We start from the raw sequence: 18,274 nt of genomic DNA on the forward strand, positions 1-18,274 counted from the left end.
TAATATGTCTCTAAGTACTGAAGCTAAAGCAAAAATCGTTGCTGAATTCGGCCGCGATGCTAACGACACTGGTTCAAGCGAAGTGCAAATCGCTTTGTTGACCGCTCAAATCAACCATCTGCAAAGCCACTTTGCAGAGCACAAAAAAGATCACCACAGCCGTCGTGGTCTGCTGCGTATGGTTGCTCAGCGTCGTAGATTGCAAGCTTATCTGAAAAGCAAAGATATCGCGCGTTACACCGCTCTTATCGAGCGTCTGGGTCTGCGTCGTTAATCGAGTCAGTTTCAGTGGAAAGGGGCCTAATGGCCCCTTTTCTTCTAAAAGTTATATTTAAAGTTGAAGTAAGACTCGAATTATACTTAACTTAAATGCTAAGCTATGATTCGTAATTAATTGTTTTATTAACGCCTCTTCAGCTACACCGATTCGCGCGGCTAATGAGAAAATTGATCATTTGAATATCTGTCTTCTCATTAGTCGCGAGGCTGTAGTTAGGAAGAGAAAGCCAATGCCACGAGAGAGAGTCGAGTGGCCTAAAATAAAGGGTACTATTTTGTTAAATCCTATCGTACGCAAATTTCAATACGGTCAACATACCGTATCCATTGAAACCGGCATGATAGCGCGTCAAGCGACTGCCGCTGTTATGGTAAACATGGATGATACAGCCGTTTTTGTGACCGCGGTTGCTCAGAAAAAAGTTAAAGAAGGCCAAGACTTCTTCCCTCTGACCGTTAACTACCAAGAGCGCTCTTATGCTGCTGGTCGTATTCCAGGCAGTTTCTTCCGTCGTGAAGGCCGCCCTGGTGAAGGTGAAACGCTGATCGCGCGTCTTATTGACCGCCCATTACGCCCTCTGTTCCCAGAAGGTTTCCTGAACGAAATCCAAATCATCGCAACCGTTGTTTCTGTTAACCCACAAGTTAACCCGGATATTGTTGCTATGATCGGTGCATCGGCTGCATTGGCGTTGTCTGGTGTTCCTTTTAATGGCCCAATTGGTGCGGCACGTGTTGGTTTTATCAATGACCAATATGTTCTGAACCCAACAGCAGATGAGCTAAAATTAAGCCGCCTTGATTTAGTGGTAGCAGGAACAGAAAGCGCAGTTCTGATGGTTGAGTCAGAAGCGGATCTGTTAAGCGAAGAGCAAATGCTGGGTGCCGTTGTTTTTGGTCATGATCAACAACAAATCGTGATTCAAGAAATCAATGAGCTAGTTAAAGAAGCAGGTAAAGAAAAATGGGATTGGCAACCAGAGCCAGTTAACCAAGCTTTACGTGATAAAGTTGCAGCGCTGGCTGAAAGCCGTATGGGTGATGCTTATCGTATCACTGAAAAACAAGAGCGTTATGAGCAAGTTGACCTGATCAAAGAAGAAGTCACAGCAGCAATCGTGGCTGAAGATGAAAATGTCGACGTAGCTGAAGTTGCTGACATTCTAGCGAACCTAGAAAAACAAGTTGTTCGTAGCCGTGTCATTCGTGGTGAGCCACGTATTGATGGTCGTGAAAAAGACATGGTTCGTGCGCTGGATGTACGCACTAGCGTTCTGCCACGTACTCACGGTTCTGCGCTATTTACCCGTGGTGAAACTCAGGCATTAGTCACTGCAACACTGGGTACTGAACGTGATGCACAGGTTATTGACCAGTTAATGGGCGAATATACTGATCGCTTCTTGTTCCACTATAACTTCCCTCCATACTCTGTTGGTGAAACAGGTATGGTTGGTTCGCCTAAGCGTCGTGAAATTGGTCATGGTCGTTTAGCGAAACGCGGTGTGATGGCGGTCATGCCTGATCATGCTGATTTCCCATACACTGTTCGTGTTGTATCTGAAATCACTGAATCAAACGGTTCATCATCAATGGCGTCGGTTTGTGGTGCTTCTTTAGCACTGATGGATGCAGGTGTGCCAATTAAAGCAGCGGTTGCTGGTATTGCTATGGGTCTGGTTAAAGAAGGCGATGATTTCGTCGTACTTTCTGACATCCTTGGTGATGAAGACCATTTAGGCGATATGGACTTTAAAGTCGCAGGTAGCCGTGATGGTATCAGCGCACTGCAAATGGATATTAAAATCGAAGGTATTACTCGCGAAATCATGCAAGTTGCATTGAACCAAGCAAAAGGTGCTCGTCTGCACATCCTAGGTACAATGGAACAAGCGATTAACAGCCCTCGTGATGATATTTCTGAATTTGCACCACGTATTCACACTATCCGCATTAATCCAGATAAGATTAAAGATGTTATCGGTAAAGGTGGTTCGGTTATCCGTGCGCTGACAGAAGAAACTGGCACTACAATCGAAATTGAAGATGATGGTACAGTGAAAATTGCTGCAACTGATGGCTTGAAAGCAAAAGAAGCTATCCGTCGTATCGAAGAAATTACTGCTGAAGTCGAAGTCGGCCGTGTTTACCAAGGTAAAGTTACTCGTATCGTTGACTTTGGTGCGTTCGTTGCTATCGGTGGTGGTAAAGAAGGCTTAGTGCATATTTCTCAAATCGCCGATAAGCGTGTTGAGAAAGTGACTGACTATCTGCAAATGGGTCAAGAAGTTCCTGTTAAGGTGTTGGAAATCGACCGTCAAGGCCGTATCCGCCTGAGCATGAAAGAAGCTGTTGCGACTGAAGAAACTCCAGCACAGCAGCAGGACTCAGCAGAATAGGCTGAATCTAAGCAGCGCCCTATAAGTTAGGGCGCATAGCCGTAATTTGCTGAAATAGTGGTAATGTAAGGGCGGAGTATGCTGAATAGTATCTGTCTTCGGTTTAGGGGCTTAAGCACGTTTACTCGTGTGGTCTCTGCGCTTATCTTTTTTGTGCTCATTGGATGCAGCAGTAAAGATTGGCGTAAAAACGAGGTATTTGCTGTTCCTCTGCAACCTTCATTACAACAAGAAGTAATATTGGCTCGTATGGAACAAATCCTTGCGAGCCGATCTTTAACCGATGACGAATACGCTCAGCTTTTATATGAGCGCGGAGTGTTGTATGATAGTCTCGGTTTGAGGGCGTTAGCGCGCAATGATTTTTCAACGGCGTTAGCGATTCGCCCTGATATTCCTGAAATTTTTAACTTTTTAGGAATATATTTTACGCAGGCTGGCAACTATGATGCCGCCTATGAAGCGTTTGATTCTGTATTAGAGCTTGATCCAACTTACACTTTCGCGCGTATGAACCGCGGCATCGCATTATATTACGGTGGTCGGTACAAACTAGCGCAAGATGATCTGCTGGCGTATTATCAGATAGATCCAAATGATCCTTTTCGCACGCTATGGCTTTATCTCGTTGAGAAAGACATAGACCCGCGAGTGGCGCAAGATAATCTTGCAGCTCGTTATGACCGTGCGGAGAAAGGGCTATGGGGCTGGAATATCGTAGAGTTTTACCTTGGCAAAATCAGTGAAAACACATTGATGGAGCGCTTGAAAGAAACTTCTACGGATAACACTTCGCTCGCTGAGCATCTCAGTGAAACTAACTTCTATTTAGGTAAGCATTACCTAAGTCTGGGGGATAAGGATAGCGCAACTGCGTTATTCAAACTGACGGTGGCTAACAACGCTCATAGCTTTGTTGAACACCGCTATGCATTGTTGGAATTGGCGCTGTTAGGCCAAGAACAAGACGACCTTTTAGAATCGGGCCAGCAATAGCTGACGAACATTTCATCACTATTTTTTGAGTCATCATCCTTCGGGGTGACGGCCTATTTGTTCGTTTAATAACACAATTTGAGCCAGTTCACATTTTAAATGAAAATGACCGAAATGATTTTCGCACGGTTATGTAAACTGGCCGCCATTAAGTATGAGGCACCTTTACATGACCACCGAGACTGATATCTCTTTCGCTGATTTAGGTTTATCAGCGTCTATTTTGACTGCACTAAACGACCTGGGATATGAAAAACCTTCTCCGATCCAAAAACAATGTATTCCATTGTTAATGGACGGTAATGATGTGTTGGGTATGGCACAGACGGGGAGCGGTAAAACCGCAGCCTTTAGTTTGCCGCTACTGCACAACATTGATCCAGATTTAAAAGCTCCGCAAATTCTAGTCCTAGCCCCAACACGTGAGTTGGCGGTTCAGGTTGCTGAAGCGATGGGCGATTTTTCTAAACACATGAGCCGTGTTAACGTGGTAGCCCTATATGGTGGCCAGCGTTACGACGTGCAATTGCGTGCTTTGCGCCAAGGGCCACAAGTTGTTGTAGGAACGCCTGGGCGTCTGCTTGATCATCTGAAACGCGGTACATTAGACCTGTCTAAATTGAAAGGCTTAGTACTGGATGAAGCTGATGAAATGCTGCGTATGGGCTTTATTGAAGATGTTGAAAACATCATGAGCCAAATCCCAGCAGAGCATCAAACAGCGCTGTTTTCAGCGACGATGCCAGAACCAATTCGTCGTATAACACGCCGTTTCATGAAAGAGCCTAAAGAAATTCGTATTCAGGCTAGCATTACAACACGTCCAGATATTGCTCAAAGCTATTGGACTGTTTACGGCATGCGCAAAAATGAGGCTCTGGTTCGTTTCTTAGAAGCCGAAGATTTTGACGCAGCAATTATTTTTGTTCGTACAAAGAATGCAACGCTGGAAGTGGCAGAAGCGCTTGAGCGCAACGGTTATAACAGCGCTGCATTGAACGGTGATATGAACCAAGCGTTACGTGAACAAACGCTAGAACGTTTAAAAGACGGTCGTTTGGATATTTTGATCGCCACTGACGTTGCTGCTCGTGGTCTTGATGTTGACCGTATTAGCTTAGTCGTTAACTATGACATCCCAATGGATGCAGAGTCTTATGTTCACCGTATCGGTCGTACTGGCCGTGCAGGGCGTGCTGGCCGTGCACTCTTGTTCGTAGAGAACCGTGAGCGTCGTTTGCTGCGTAACGTTGAACGCACCATGAAGCTAACGATCCCTGAAGTTGAACTGCCAGATTCACAATTGCTAAGTGAACGTCGTCAGGCGAAATTTGCTGAAAAAATCCAACAGCAATTTGAAAGCAGTGACTTAGACCAATACCGCGCGCTGTTAAAGAAACTGTCACCGTCAGAAGATGTTGATATGGAAACATTGGCCGCCGCGTTGCTAAAAATGGCTCAAGGTGAGCGTGCACTTATTCTGCCACCAGATGCACCGCGTCGCCCACGTCGTGAATTCAATGACCGTGATGATCGCCGTCGTGATCGTAATGGCAATGGCTTTGACCGTGCAGAGCGTGGTGATCGTAGTGGTCGTCGTGAGCGCCGTGATGTTGGCGATATGGAAATGTATCGCATCGAAGTCGGCCGTGATGATGGCGTAGAAGTGCGTCACATTGTAGGGGCGATTGCCAATGAAGCGGATATTAGCAGCCGTTATATTGGTAATATCAAGCTGTTTGGCTCTCACTCAACGATTGAGCTACCAAAAGGCATGCCAACCGAAGTGTTAACTCACTTAAGCCGTGCACGCATTTTGAATAAACCAATGCAAATGCAATTAATTGGTGATGCACAGCCGTTTGAACGTCGTGAGCGTCGTGGTGGTTCACGCCGTGACGGTGGCTTTAATGGTGAGCGTCGCAACGACCGTGAGGGTGGCAATCGTCGTGGTGGCCATCGTGGTAACGGACGTGGTCGTAATGAAGATCACAACTCGGCAGCTCCGCGCCGCCGTAGCACCAGCCATAATGCTTAATTACATACATTTACCGAGTGTTTCTATTTAGGAAGCACGACTTAAATTGTGAAAAAACCGCTTCAAATTAATGGAGCGGTTTTTTTATGTTGTTCTAACACGACAGGTAATAACACTATTTATTATCTAATAATTCTTCCGCTTGCCTTTGTGGCATGGGTAATTCGTCATGGCTGACAATCACTTTTTTCAGTTTATGATTAAACGCCGTAACGGTAATTTCTTCTAATAACCTGACTTCAACGGGGCTTAGTCCACCTTCATTTTTTTCTAAGGCTTGTATAACAATGCGGTGATGAGGGGTTAAAGGAAGGCGAATACTGAGTTTCATTGCATCAATAAGCTGTATTAGGAGGCTTTGGGCGACGTAGAAATCTCCGACAATTAACCGAGAAGATGAGAACTCCCCTTCGGCGGTGTACTCCTCATGGGTCTTTAGGTTTTTTAAAGTCATTGAGTTAGTGCGAAGTTGTAAATAGAAGTCCGCCATGTGTGATCTCCTTATAAACTCGTTATCCGCCAAGTTGCAGTATGTTGACTTGTCGCCTAGCGACAACGCAAATTATTTAGAGTCAGTATGGCACATTAAATGATCCCCAGCGCTTCTTTTAGTGGTTTTAAGTAACGACGGCTGACAGGAATATGTTCGCCCGACCTTAAAACGAGCTCTGCTTGCCCATTGTCACCAAACAAAATCTCACTTAATTCTGTCATGTTCACCAAATACTGGCGATGGCAACGGACCAAAGGTGTGCGTAACTCTAGCGTTCTCAGTGTCAGTTCGGTGAAGCCCTCTTGACCTTGCGTGCTCATCACATAAACACCACTCATCCGCGAGGTCACATACTGCACTTCCTCCAACTTCATCAGCCAAATACGACTGTGACCAGTACAAGGAATAAATTTGAGTGGTTCATGGTCACTTAGGATCTCGAGATCTTGTTTTTGCTTGCCTTGGCGTAGACGGGTTAGTGTTTTATTTAGCCTTTCACTCTCTAATGGTTTTAATAAGTAATCAAAAGCATGTTCTTCAAAGGCTTGTATGGCAAATTCATTAAATGCAGTTAGAAAGACAATATAAGGCCTATCTTCAGGGTCGAGCATGCGTACCATTTCAAGGCCCGTAATACGTGGCATCTGAATATCAAGAAACACGACATCGGGCTTCTTTTTATGGATAACACTGATCGCCTCAATGGCATTGGCACACTCATCCATAATTTCAATATCATCATGCTCTTCCAACAAACAGCGTACATTTTCCCGCGCAAGTGGTTCATCATCAACAATCAATACATTCATAGAAATTTAATCATTTTATTCTGTTAGCCTATAAGGCAGACGTAATTGCACTCGCGTAAACTGTTCAGGTTCATATTCCACGCTAACGCCATATTGTTCGCCATATTTTAGGCGTAGACGCTTATCAACTAGGCTCATGCCTAATCCATCGTTCTGAGCTGTGGGTTGATAAAGACCTGCATTATCTTCTATCTCGATATAAACCTGTTCACAGCGTATATAACTTCTAATTGTAATATATCCAGTGTCTAATAACTGTGAGGTGCCGTGTTTAATTGCATTTTCAACGATCGGTTGTAGGGAAAAGGCAGGTAACTCTACTTGTCTTAATGCTTCAGGGATATCCAGCTCTATTTGCAATTTCTCACAAAAGCGTGCTTTCTCAATTTGTAAGTAAGCATTTACATGCTCTAACTCTTCGCCAAGCGTTGCATTTTGTTCCGGACGCTTAAGGTTATTACGAAAGAAGGTGGAAATATATTGCACTAGCTGACCCGCTTGTTGGCTGTCTCTGCGAATAACGGCTTGTAGCGTATTGAGGACATTAAATAAGAAGTGAGGGTTTACTTGCGCGTGAAGTAGCTTCACTTCGGATTGTAGTAATGATTGTTTATTGCGTTCATATTGCCCAGCAAGGATTTGTGCCGAAAATAGACTCGCAATGCCTTCACCCAATGTACGGTTGATAGAGCTAAATAAACGGTTTTTGGCCTCATACAGTTTAATTGTACCAATAACGCGTTCGTTCTCTCCCCTAAGTGGGATCACCAGTGCAGAGCCGAGCTTACATGTTGGGCTTAACGAACATTTATAGGGGGTTTCATTACCATCGGCATACACCACCTCGTTATTATCAATTGCTCGGCGCGATTGTTCTGAAGCTATGGGGGTTCCGGGGCAATGGTGATCGGCTCCTATCCCAATAAAAGCTAATATTTTTTCTCTATCGGTGATGGCGACCGCACCAATTTCTAGCTCTTGATAGATAATTTTAGCCACTTTCATACTGTTATCGGTATTGAAACCTTTACGTAAAATACCATCTGTGCAGAGGGCTATTTTTAGGGCCTGTGCGGAGAATGCGGTTGTGTATTTTTCTACGATAGCGCGGCGATCGAGTAAAATCCGAATAAACATCGCGGCACCAATCGTGTTGGCAATGACCATCGGGGCGGCAATACTTTTGACCAGTTCCAGTGCTTCGCCGAAAGGGCGGGCAAGTAATAGGATGATCAGCATCTGAATAATTTCGGCCACAAAGGTAACGCAACTGGCGGTGAGAGGATTAAATATTTTATTGATCTGACCGCGTTTCATATAGTAGCGGTGGACTAAGCCACCAATTAGCCCTTCCACGATGGTGGAGACCATACAACTGAAGGCGGTCATGCCGCCGAGTGAGTAACGGTGCAATCCTCCCGTGAAGCCAACAGCAAACCCAACCGCGGGGCCACCAAGTAATCCACCAAGGACAGAGCCAATGGCGCGTGTATTTGCTATTGAGTCGTTAATGTGTAACCCAAAATAGGTTCCCATGATGCAGAAAACCGAGAAAATGAGATAGCACATCACTTTATGGGGTAAGCGAATGGTCACTTTTAATAATGGAATAACAAGGGGGGTTTTACTGAGCGCCCATGCAATGACCAAATAAACGCACATCTGCTGTAGTAGTAGCAGAATGAGATCAAACTCGTACATAAAGGTTTCCAGTTGGTGGCGTCTTAACAGGGCAATTGTAACGTAAGCGGCTGATTTGATAATAGCGATTTGGTCAAAGTTAACTTTTCTTTATTTGACATAAGGGGCAAGTCACTTCAATATTATATATCCCCCTTCTATTTGTGACCTTGCGCACAAATTTATTAACGCTGTATCGGCAATTGCTGCGATAATTTTATAGCCATAGTTTCCTCCGTGATTATTTAGGGTTTTACTAATAATGAAAAAAAGAACAATAGCACTGATTTTGTTGATGCTGATTTTGATAGCGGCGGCGGCACTTTTCCATTCTCACAATCAATTTTTGCTATTACAAGGTGAAGTTGATGCACCCGAAGTCATGGTTACATCTAAGGCTAAAGGTCGTGTTATTGAGCGTCATGTTGAGCGTGGGGATGATGTTAAAAAGGGGCAGTTATTATTGACCTTAGAAAGCCCTGAGCTAACAGCGCAATACGCTGCCTTGAAAGCCGCAAGAGATCAAGCAAAGGCACAGTTAGCACAATCGCTCCATGGCACTCGCGAAGAGACGATCCGTCACCTGCAAGCCTCATTGGCACAAGCCAATTCACAATACCAAAATGCGTCTCGTGAATACCAACGCTTAAGTAATTTATCGGCTAAAGGCTATGTTTCAGCCAATGAGCTTGATAATGCGCGTAAAGCGAAAGAAGTTGCTTTTCAGCAAGTTCAAGGGGCAAAAGCGCAGCTTGAAGAAGCTAAGAATGGTGATCGCATTGAACTGCGTCAAAAATATGAGGCGGCGCTGAATGAAGCTGAACAAAAACTCGCGGAGCTTCAAGTCCAATTAGATGATTTACAAGTGAAAGCGCCAGTGGATGGGGAAATCGGTCCTATTCCCGCAGAAGTAGGGGAAATTTTCAATGCGGGCAGCCCGCTTTTGACCATGGTGCGTATACCGCAGTCTTACTTTATCTATAACTTACGTGAAGACATTCTTGTCGATGTGAAAAAAGGCGATAGAGTTCAGCTTGATGTGCCTGCATTAGGCGATAAAAAAATCGAAGCTGAGGTGCGTTATATTGCGCCAAAAGGGGATTACGCAACAAAAAGGGCAACACGTGCAACAGGGGATTTTGACTTGAAAACCTTTGAGGTTCGTTTGTATCCAGTAGAGCCTGTTGACGGCTTAAGGCCTGGAATGAGCGTGCTATGGCGCTGGGATAAATAAAAGGCGCGAGTATGAGATTAAAATTCGCTTGGCATGGTTTTGAGCATGCATTCAGTCGAGAAACACAAGCCGCTATTCGTAGTCCGGTTTTTCACTGGTTAAGCTGGTTGTTTCCATTAATGTTATTCACGTTAGTTAGTGCTAACTTCTCAGAAGGAACGTTGATGGATTTGCCTGTTTCGGTGGTGGATAATGACAGAAGCCCCGTTTCCCGACAAATTATCCGGGATCTCAATGCTGGACCCCATGCTGACGTTAAAGCGATTGATAATAATCTTAATACATCGTTAAAACGATTAGCCAGTGCACAGGATTATGCGCTGCTGTACGTGCCGACTAATTTTGAGGCCGATGCATTACGGGGGCGTCAACCTGAGCTACGCATGTACTATAACGCGCTGTTTTATGCGTCAGGGAGCTATGCAATCCAAGACTTTAGTGGGCTGGTGGCTGAGCTAAATGCCAAATATCGAACGCAGTTGGCAGGTTCGATGGGGAAAGCATTACCACCGCTCGCTCAAGTGACCCTCTCTTATGACAGTTTATTTAACCCTAGTGGTAGTTATATTTATTATCAGCAATTTGCGGCTACCATTCATATGCTACAACTGTTTGTGGTGACCTGTACGATTTACACATTATCACGTAGTTCTATCTTACAAAGCGTGAAGCCTTTCGGTATGGCGGTCTTAGGGAAAATGGCTCCTTATACGCTATTTTTTACGACACTGTTAGTGGTTGAACTTGCGGCTTTGGTCAGTATTTTTGATGCTAAGGTTGTGGGGAATCCCCTCTATATGATAATGGTGGGCTTTTTCTATGTAATAGCGGCGCAAAGTATTGGGCTACTGCTATTTAGCTTTACTTCAAGTGCGATTATGGCTTACAGCTTGATAGGGATGCTAGTGAGTATTGCACTCGCTTTCTCCGGTATGGCTGTACCGGAATTATCCATGATTTTACCTGCGCAGATTATTTCCAATATCGAGCCATTAACTCATACACTCAATGCGATGTTTGATATTTTCCTACGTGAGATCTCATTTAAACGTATTGTGGAAGTGTGTCTATTTTTGCTGATTTATCCAATAGTGACGGCATTTTTGATCCGTAAGCGCTTGCCGAAACGTATTGCGGCACAAGGAGGGGAGCTGTAATGCAAATGTATTTTGCGACTTTCCGTAAGGTGCTGATTGGCATGTTAGATAAGCCAATGTGGTTATTATTGATCGTTTCACTGTGTGTGATGAGTTTGGTGTATGCGAAACCCGTCTTGTGGGATCTGCCTGTTGCAGTCATCGATCAGGATCATAGTGTGGCAAGTCGGGCACTTATCCGCGATTTGGATGCGGCGCCTAAAGTTAAATTACACAGCTATGACAATTTGGAACAAGCTCGTAAGGATATGATTAATCGGCAGCTTTTTGCCATTATTATTATCCCGATAGACTTTGAAAAATTCCTGCTAAATGGGAAAAATATCACTATCCCCGTTTATGGTGATGCGACAAACCGTTTAGCAAGTGGTCAGATCCAGCAAGAGCTAATGAGTGCGTATCAAACGTTATTAAATAGCTATAACACCCAATTACTCATCAACTCAGGATTTAGTCAAGAGCAAGCGAACGTCATTATTACGCCAATACGTAGTTTAACAGAGCCGTTATATAACCCGGGTGTAAGCTTTGCCGCGATTGTGTTTCCTGGGTTGTTAGTGATGTTGTTACAACACTCCTTGCTGATTGCTTGTGTTCGCGTGAGTATTGCTATCCGCGGTACACCGAAAGGTAAACCACCATTAGCGGTGTATTTGGGGGCGCTATCGGCCTTGATCCCGATCTGGCTATTTTTATCGACCGTCTTTTTTGCATTATGGCCGTGGATCTTAGGCTATCGTCAAGAGGCGCCATTGTATCAATTGTGGATGCTCACTTTTCCCTTCTTGCTTGCCGTAATTGGGTTAGGGAAGTTGGTCACTGAGTGTTTGCGTAGTGTCGAGATGATTTATCTGACATTAGCGTTTATTACAACACCTGTCTTTTACATGTCCGGTACGATATGGCCCTTACAAGCCATGCCTGAATGGGTACGAATGATTGCTTCGGCTTTACCATCAACATGGGCAACGAGTGCCATGGCGGGTATCAATCAAATGGGGCTACCTTTTAGTGGCGTCTTGATGGATATTGTGATGATGTTAGTGCTCGGTGTGATTTATACCGTAATTGGTGTCTTAATTGGCATGTTGCGTGATGGTGAATTACGTCAGATTTCTCATATTATTCATCGTTGGCGTAAACAACATCATAATTAATATTATTCTTCTGGCGTGTTTGATTGTCAGAAAATAAAAAACGATTGCAGTTGGTGGTAGCCAGCTGCAACACCACTAATCATTTTGCTCTCAATATTATTATCTTTATCTGTTTGGTATTCTTACTTAAATATAAGTATTTTTAACATTAGATAAGAAAAATCCATTATTGGTTTATTCGTGACAGGATTGTCATCATCAATTAATCGTTTAGACCTCATGCAGTTATTCTATTATTAATAAAGCGACTTATTTGATACTACTACTCTATCATGCTCAGCAAAAAATGAATCATTAGATCATAGTCTCTAGATAAAAGTAAAATGCACTGAATTATTTATAATCTCTTTATTTTTGAAAAAGGTTAAGCTACATTTATTCCTTTTTCACGGAAATATAATTTCATGGATTTTACAGCTATACTTTCTGCTCTACTCTCCTTTATTAGTTATTTTGCAATTGGTGCTGTTATGGTACTTGCATTCCTCTTTATTTATACACGTATATCGCGTCATAATGAATGGGTATTAATTAAACAGAATAATACCGCCGCTGGCCTTGCATTTATTGGTGCGATGCTAGGTTATATCACTCCGTTATCGAGTGCGATTTCTCATTCTATTAGTATTCTTGACTGTATAATATGGGGCGCGAATTCAGATAATAAGTGCAACGCTCGGTCATGTTAGATGGAAGGACGGTTAGCTACTGATAAGCTATCCTGCTCTTCCGACCAAAGATGAGCGAGTAAGTATGAAGTATCAGCAACTAACCGAAGGACAACGATACCAGATATCGATACTGCGTGAGGATAATTTATCCTGCCATGAGATAGGTATCCGTATCGGTGTAAGCAAGTCCACGGTCTCCCGTGAACTGAGGCGTAACACTTCAGATACTGGTTATAACCCACAACAGGCACACCAGAAGTGCTGTGATAGGCGGCTGTCATCTGCCAAAAGGACAATTCCTCAGCAGACCATAGATTTCGTGATATTTGCTCTGGAGTGGAAGTGGAGTCCTGAGCAAATAAGTGCAATTGGCAGCATTATTGGTCTTAGCGTCAGCCATGAATGGATTTACCAGTATATCTATGCGGATAAGCGTAGCGGTGGCGAGTTGTACAGGCATCTTAGGCAGGGCAAACGGCGATATCGTAAGGGCTACGGGCAGAAACGAGGGCGCATCCCTGATGCGGTATCCATTGAGCTACGGCCGTCAGTCGTCGATGACCGTAGCCGTCTGGGGGACTGGGAGGCCGATTTGGTGCAGGGTAAACAGGGCACTGGTGCTATCGTGACACTGGCAGAACGCAAAAGCCGTATTTACCTGACAAAAAAGGTGTTTTCAAAGGATGCGGTGGAAGTCAGTAAGGCCATTATCTCACTGCTGAGTGAGTATCAGGATGTATGTCACACAATAACGTTCGATAACGGTCTAGAGTTTAGTGAGCACAAGGCGATAGCAGAAGCACTGAACGCAGATACGTACTTTGCCCATCCGTATGCCTCGCATGAGCGTGGGCTGAACGAGAATACGAATGGGTTGTTAAGACAGTTTATCCCGAAAGGAACAGACCTGCGGACAGTGACAGAAGAAGACTTACAACGCTATCAGGGAGCGTTGAACAGCAGGCCACGCAAGTGTCTGGGGTTCAGACAACCTTCGGTGGTGTTTGCGGAGCTAAGAAAGGCGGCTTAGCGTTGCACTTCGGACTTGAATCCGCCGGGTGTTATTGCATTATTAGTTCAATTGCTTGTTCTTGGCGCAACAAAAATCTATATGCCAAAAATCAGTGAAAAAATAGAGCAAAATAATATATCCGCAGGCCTCTTTTTAGGTGGAACATCACTTGGATTTGGTATTTTGAATGCAGTAAGCATGAGCTATTAATGAATAATGATGTTCTATGAAAAATAAAAATAAAATCAAAAGAAAACAGCGTAAGTATAATAAGGCTCAAGAGGGGCCTGAATTAAAGCGTATTGGCCTTGATGTAAAAGATGAACCACGCAAAGGCGCTAATATACTTACGTTGGCAATTATGGGAGGAGCCGTTTTTTTGGGGTTACGCAGTTGCAGTGACGAATCACCAACACCCAAAATAACGATTTTCAAGGGGCTTAATGATTGTGAGCTTGCAGGTTATACCAACTCTTTTTGTAAACAAAAACAAGAAGAAGCACAACAAGAATTGAATAGAAGCATGGCGATTTACAATCGATTAGTTGATTGTGAATATCATTATGGGAAAGATAACTGTGTTTTAGTTCATCGTGCCCTTAATATAAGAGAATATCAGCAATGCTTATTACAATCAAAGCCAGAATATTGCGATAGCATACAGCGTGATGTTTATGGCCCCAAATTGGCTGGTTTTGCGCTTAATGAATTTCCGCAGCCAGCAAGTAGTAGTCATACAACCAGCTCTTACTCAGGCTCTCATTACTATTTTTCACGAGTTCGTCCATTTTATCGCGCTAAAAATGAACCGAATATTTATCATGAGCTAGGTTCATCCGATAAATGGGTTGCTGATGGTTCGAATAGGCTAAAGCCTGCGAAATATAGTAATAATTCGACTAAAACAACATCAAGAGGGGGCTTTGGGCATAAATCGGGGAGTAGAGGTGGTTAATTATGTTACGAATACCTGTAAAGCCACGCGAAGATTTAGTGCGAATTACGCAAGATTATGGTTTTGACTTCCATATTATCGACAATGAAATTTATTGGGATGAATCGCATGCTTATTGTTTTACATTAGCGCAAATTGAATCTGGCATCGAAGACCCAACCGAAGAGTTGCACCAAATGTGCTTAGAAGTAGTCAATTCTGCTATCAATGATGAACGTATTTTAGAAGCATTAGCCATACCTGAATTATATTGGGATGCGATTGCAAATAGTTGGCGAAATAATAAATCATCACTGTATGGGCGAATGGATTTTTCATGGAATGGATATCAGCCTGCAAAGTTGCTGGAATATAATGCAGATACCCCGACATCACTTTATGAATCGGCATTTTTTCAATGGCAATGGTTATCTGACATGACAGATAGAGGTATGCTTCCTGCAAATGCCGATCAATTTAATTCGATACAGGAAAAGCTTATCCAGCGTTTTTTATTGTGGCGCAATGAGCACCCTTTTTATTTTTGTTGCTGTGAAGGCTCCATTGAAGATAGAGGAACTGTTTTATATTTGGAAGATTGTGCGCGTCAAGCAGGGCTACAGACACAATTTATTTATGTGGAAGACATCGGATTAGGCTTAGGTGGTGTTTTTACGGATTTACAAGATCAAATTATTCACCAAGGCTTTAAATTATATCCATATGAATGGATGTTCCAAGATGATTATGGTCCGGTACTACGTAGTGAACGAACAGAATGGGTAGAACCTTTATGGAAATCCATTTTAAGTAATAAAGGGCTATTACCGTTATTATGGCGTTTTTTTCCTAATCACCCTAACTTACTTCCTGCCTATTTTGCGGATGAGCAGAGCGATATTGTGGGAAAATTAAAACAGGATATGGGGAAAGCGTGGCAAGGGTTTACGACAAAGCCATTATTTTCACGTGAAGGCGCTAATGTTTCATTATTTTTTAATAATGAGCAAGAAGTGATCACGCAAGAATTAGGGATGTATGCTCATGAGCCTAGAATTTATCAGGCGAGTGCTTTTTTGCCTAAATTCGGTAATGACTACACTTTAATTGGGAGCTGGGTGGTGGGGGATGCCCCAGCAGGGATCGGCATACGTGAAGATAACTCTTTAATCACAAAAGATACTTCTAGGTTTGTTCCTCACTATATTATGAATGAGTGAGAGAGAGTGAGTGTGAGGTAATGCTGTGAACCGTGCAATTTATTCATTTTTCAAAAATAAAATCAATGAGATGCTTTAGGATGAATACACAGCGGGAAGCTGGTGTTTGCTCCCGCTTTTTATCCAATGGCGCTGATTGATATTGCGGCTAAGGCAGCATTTCTAATCCTGCCACTTGCCTCCAATAACCATTACAACTCTTGTCATTGATGACCAGTGGCGCTTCTCCGGTTTGATTCGCTTTAAATTGCGCCAATATGTCTAGAGACTCAATGTTCTCCGGCGAAATACGTACAATATCAACCAAATCAATCATAGATGTTTGCTCATTACCTAGGTTGTAGCAATAGCCACTTTGTGTCTGTAACCCGTTGAGAGTAAACACTTGCTGTTGTTCTTGAGAGAACACCTTTCGCCCCTGAGGATAGTGAATGCAGCAAGTTTCACAATCATCTTTGGCACGATTTTCTGAACGGGCAGTAAAACAGCGAGCAGAGTAGGCCAGCGGTAAATGACCATAACTCATCACTTCTACTTCAAATTTGCCACGTATCCCCAATTCATCGCATTGATTGAGTAAATTGATCAACCAGTCACGAGAAAGCTCTACAGGCATACACCAACGCTGCATGCCTTGGCGTAATAATATATTGAGGGTCTGTGCGTTATAACAATTCAAACCATGGCCAGCAATAAAAGGAAGATGGCGCTCAGAGAGCATATTGACGACACCAAAGTCATGGGCTTCAACCAAAAAATCGCCATTATCAACGAGTTTACTTATTTCTTTAAGTTCGGAAGGTGCCTGCAATAGCGCTAATGTACTTAAGATAATCTGCTTGCCACTTAGCGCTAGCGTTTTTGCTAATTCAATCCAATCAGCCGGTTTCATTTCACGGCGCTTGCTACAAACCGTCTCACCAAGATAAATAATATCGGCTTCACTTTGTGCTGCTTGCTGATAAAAATCATATAGCTCTTGTTTAGGCCAGTAATAAAGAACTGACCCTAATGCATACTTCATCATCTATTCCTTATTATTGCCATTTACGATGGTAAGCGCCTAATGTGGTTTGGCTGCCTTCAGAAAGCCCACCCAGTACTTTTATCCATTGTGGATCTGCAATAAATTGCTCTGGGTTTGCATGATATGTATCGATAGCTTTTCGCCAGATGCGTGTCACTTCGGTGACGTAAGCAGGGCTGCGCTGGCGGCCTTCAATTTTGACCGAGGCGATATTCGCCGCCATTAGGTCTGGTAGTAATTCGATGGTATTGAGGCTAGTTGGCTCTTCGAGTACATGATATCGATGGTCATCCACCAAATAACGCCCTTTACAGAGAGTGGGGTAGCCTGCATTTTCATGACTTTGGTAGCGATCAATAAGCACTTCATTTAAGCGTGACTCCATGCCATGAGGCGTTTGTTGCCAACGAACGAAACGCGCGGGCGAGCATGCCCCAACAGTATTGGGGGATTCACCCGTTAAATAGGAAGAGAGATAGCAGCGTCCTTCCGCCATAATACATAGGCTACCAAAAGCAAAGACTTCTAAGGGGACAGGGCTACTTTTAGCGAGTTGTTTGACTTGATGAATAGATAGAACCCGAGGCAGTACAATCCGATGAACATTAAAATTGCGGGCATAAAAGCGAATCGCTTCGGTGTTGGTTGCTGAAGCTTGAACGGAGACATGACGTTCAATATGAGGGTATCGGTGTGCAGCATACTCAAGCATCGCGAGATCGGCAAGGATCAGGGCATCAGCCCCTAGCGAAGCCGCAAGATCGACCGAATCTTTCCAACGTTGAAAGCCATCTGGGTGAGCAAATGTATTGATAGCAATATGAAGTTTACGCTGATGTTGATGTATGTAGCGCTCTGCTTCTTGCAATTTTTTTTCAGTAAAGTTGAGTCCAGCAAAATGGCGTGCGTTAGTATCATTTTTCAAGCCAATATAAACCGCATCGGCACCGTTATCGACAGCGGCTTTAAGGGCCGGTAAGTTGCCTGCTGGGCAGAGTAATTCCATGGTATCTGTTCCAGTTTAAATTTTCGACAACTTAGCATTCTAGTCAACTCATGCGATGTAAATTTTGATTTAAGGCATTGAATTGGCTGTTGGCTATCTGTTTTTGTGGCTTATGAGGTCATGACTCCATGAGCTTTTTGGCATAATAAAAAATAAATGCTG

General features: G+C 43.5%; 17 protein-coding genes. 12 read left to right on the top strand and 5 right to left on the bottom strand.

Translation table 11 applies throughout. The features are described from left to right. Positions 1-4 precede the first annotated feature (4 nt). The 4 genes from rpsO (at position 5) to M1E93_RS16025 (ending at position 5,712) form a co-directional block, all read left to right on the top strand. Positions 5-274, top strand: a complete 270-nt coding sequence (rpsO, locus tag M1E93_RS16010) for a 30S ribosomal protein S15 (protein ID WP_004915813.1) — start codon at positions 5-7, stop codon at positions 272-274. A gap of 280 nt (positions 275-554) precedes the next feature. After that, a complete protein-coding gene (gene pnp / locus M1E93_RS16015; RefSeq protein WP_014657328.1) occupies positions 555-2,678 on the top strand; it encodes a polyribonucleotide nucleotidyltransferase in 2,124 nt (707 codons plus the stop codon). A 78-nt stretch (positions 2,679-2,756) separates the two neighbouring features. Next, positions 2,757-3,674 (top strand): lipoprotein NlpI, encoded by a 918-nt coding sequence (gene nlpI / locus M1E93_RS16020; protein ID WP_004915819.1) that lies wholly within the window; start codon positions 2,757-2,759, stop codon positions 3,672-3,674. A gap of 169 nt (positions 3,675-3,843) precedes the next feature. Further along, positions 3,844-5,712 (top strand): DEAD/DEAH family ATP-dependent RNA helicase, encoded by a 1,869-nt coding sequence (locus M1E93_RS16025; protein ID WP_004915822.1) that lies wholly within the window; start codon positions 3,844-3,846, stop codon positions 5,710-5,712. A gap of 115 nt (positions 5,713-5,827) precedes the next feature. On the opposite strand, the gene M1E93_RS16030 is transcribed toward M1E93_RS16025, so the two are convergent. The 3 genes from M1E93_RS16030 to M1E93_RS16040 all read right to left on the bottom strand — a co-directional run bounded on the left by M1E93_RS16030 (position 5,828) and on the right by M1E93_RS16040 (position 8,715). Then, on the bottom strand, positions 5,828-6,202 hold the full coding sequence (locus tag M1E93_RS16030) for a YjaA family stress response protein (protein ID WP_004915826.1): 375 nt from the start codon (positions 6,200-6,202) through the stop codon (positions 5,828-5,830). Positions 6,203-6,297: 95 nt separating this feature from the next. Continuing rightward, on the bottom strand, positions 6,298-7,014 hold the full coding sequence (gene btsR, locus M1E93_RS16035) for a two-component system response regulator BtsR (protein WP_104873175.1): 717 nt from the start codon (positions 7,012-7,014) through the stop codon (positions 6,298-6,300). Between the two features lie 15 nt (positions 7,015-7,029). Beyond that, positions 7,030-8,715: a sensor histidine kinase gene (locus tag M1E93_RS16040; RefSeq protein ID WP_004915834.1), complete on the bottom strand. Its 1,686-nt coding sequence runs from the start codon at positions 8,713-8,715 to the stop codon at positions 7,030-7,032. A gap of 241 nt (positions 8,716-8,956) precedes the next feature. Here M1E93_RS16040 and M1E93_RS16045 point away from each other — a divergent pair, with 241 nt between their 5' ends. From M1E93_RS16045 to M1E93_RS16080, 8 genes are all read left to right on the top strand, one after another. Next, positions 8,957-9,928, top strand: coding sequence for an HlyD family secretion protein (locus M1E93_RS16045; RefSeq protein WP_004915837.1), 972 nt, complete (start codon positions 8,957-8,959; stop codon positions 9,926-9,928). Between the two features lie 11 nt (positions 9,929-9,939). Continuing rightward, positions 9,940-11,085 (top strand): ABC transporter permease, encoded by a 1,146-nt coding sequence (locus M1E93_RS16050; RefSeq protein WP_004915838.1) that lies wholly within the window; start codon positions 9,940-9,942, stop codon positions 11,083-11,085. Next, positions 11,085-12,242 carry an ABC transporter permease gene (locus M1E93_RS16055; protein WP_104873176.1) on the top strand — a complete coding sequence of 386 codons (1,158 nt, stop codon included), beginning with the start codon at positions 11,085-11,087 and terminating at the stop codon, positions 12,240-12,242. The genes M1E93_RS16050 and M1E93_RS16055 overlap by 1 nt, the downstream gene beginning before the upstream one ends. A 404-nt stretch (positions 12,243-12,646) precedes the next feature. Continuing rightward, complete coding sequence (locus tag M1E93_RS16060; protein WP_426207017.1) at positions 12,647-12,931, top strand: DUF350 domain-containing protein; 285 nt, start codon at positions 12,647-12,649, stop codon at positions 12,929-12,931. Positions 12,932-12,995: 64 nt separating this feature from the next. Beyond that, complete coding sequence (locus M1E93_RS16065) at positions 12,996-13,943, top strand: IS30 family transposase (protein ID WP_140035165.1); 948 nt, start codon at positions 12,996-12,998, stop codon at positions 13,941-13,943. 15 nt (positions 13,944-13,958) lie between these two features. Further along, the gene (locus tag M1E93_RS16070) at positions 13,959-14,135 is read left to right on the top strand and encodes a DUF350 domain-containing protein (RefSeq protein ID WP_426207018.1); all 177 of its coding nucleotides are present in this window, start codon (positions 13,959-13,961) and stop codon (positions 14,133-14,135) included. Positions 14,136-14,151: 16 nt separating this feature from the next. Further along, on the top strand, positions 14,152-14,880 hold the full coding sequence (locus M1E93_RS16075) for a DUF1190 domain-containing protein (RefSeq protein ID WP_004915846.1): 729 nt from the start codon (positions 14,152-14,154) through the stop codon (positions 14,878-14,880). Between the two features lie 2 nt (positions 14,881-14,882). Continuing rightward, positions 14,883-16,079, top strand: a complete 1,197-nt coding sequence (locus M1E93_RS16080) for a glutathionylspermidine synthase family protein (protein ID WP_004915847.1) — start codon at positions 14,883-14,885, stop codon at positions 16,077-16,079. Positions 16,080-16,227: 148 nt separating this feature from the next. On the opposite strand, the gene M1E93_RS16085 is transcribed toward M1E93_RS16080, so the two are convergent. Then, entirely contained in the window at positions 16,228-17,103 is an 876-nt protein-coding gene (locus M1E93_RS16085) for a U32 family peptidase (RefSeq protein ID WP_053110804.1), read from the bottom strand. 13 nt (positions 17,104-17,116) lie between these two features. Continuing rightward, on the bottom strand, positions 17,117-18,112 hold the full coding sequence (gene ubiU / locus M1E93_RS16090; protein WP_004915849.1) for a ubiquinone anaerobic biosynthesis protein UbiU: 996 nt from the start codon (positions 18,110-18,112) through the stop codon (positions 17,117-17,119). Positions 18,113-18,274: the final 162 nt, after the last annotated feature.

Origin of the sequence: Providencia sp. PROV272, assembly GCF_049901975.1 — a bacterium.
GTDB classification, from domain to species: domain Bacteria; phylum Pseudomonadota; class Gammaproteobacteria; order Enterobacterales; family Enterobacteriaceae; genus Providencia; species Providencia stuartii.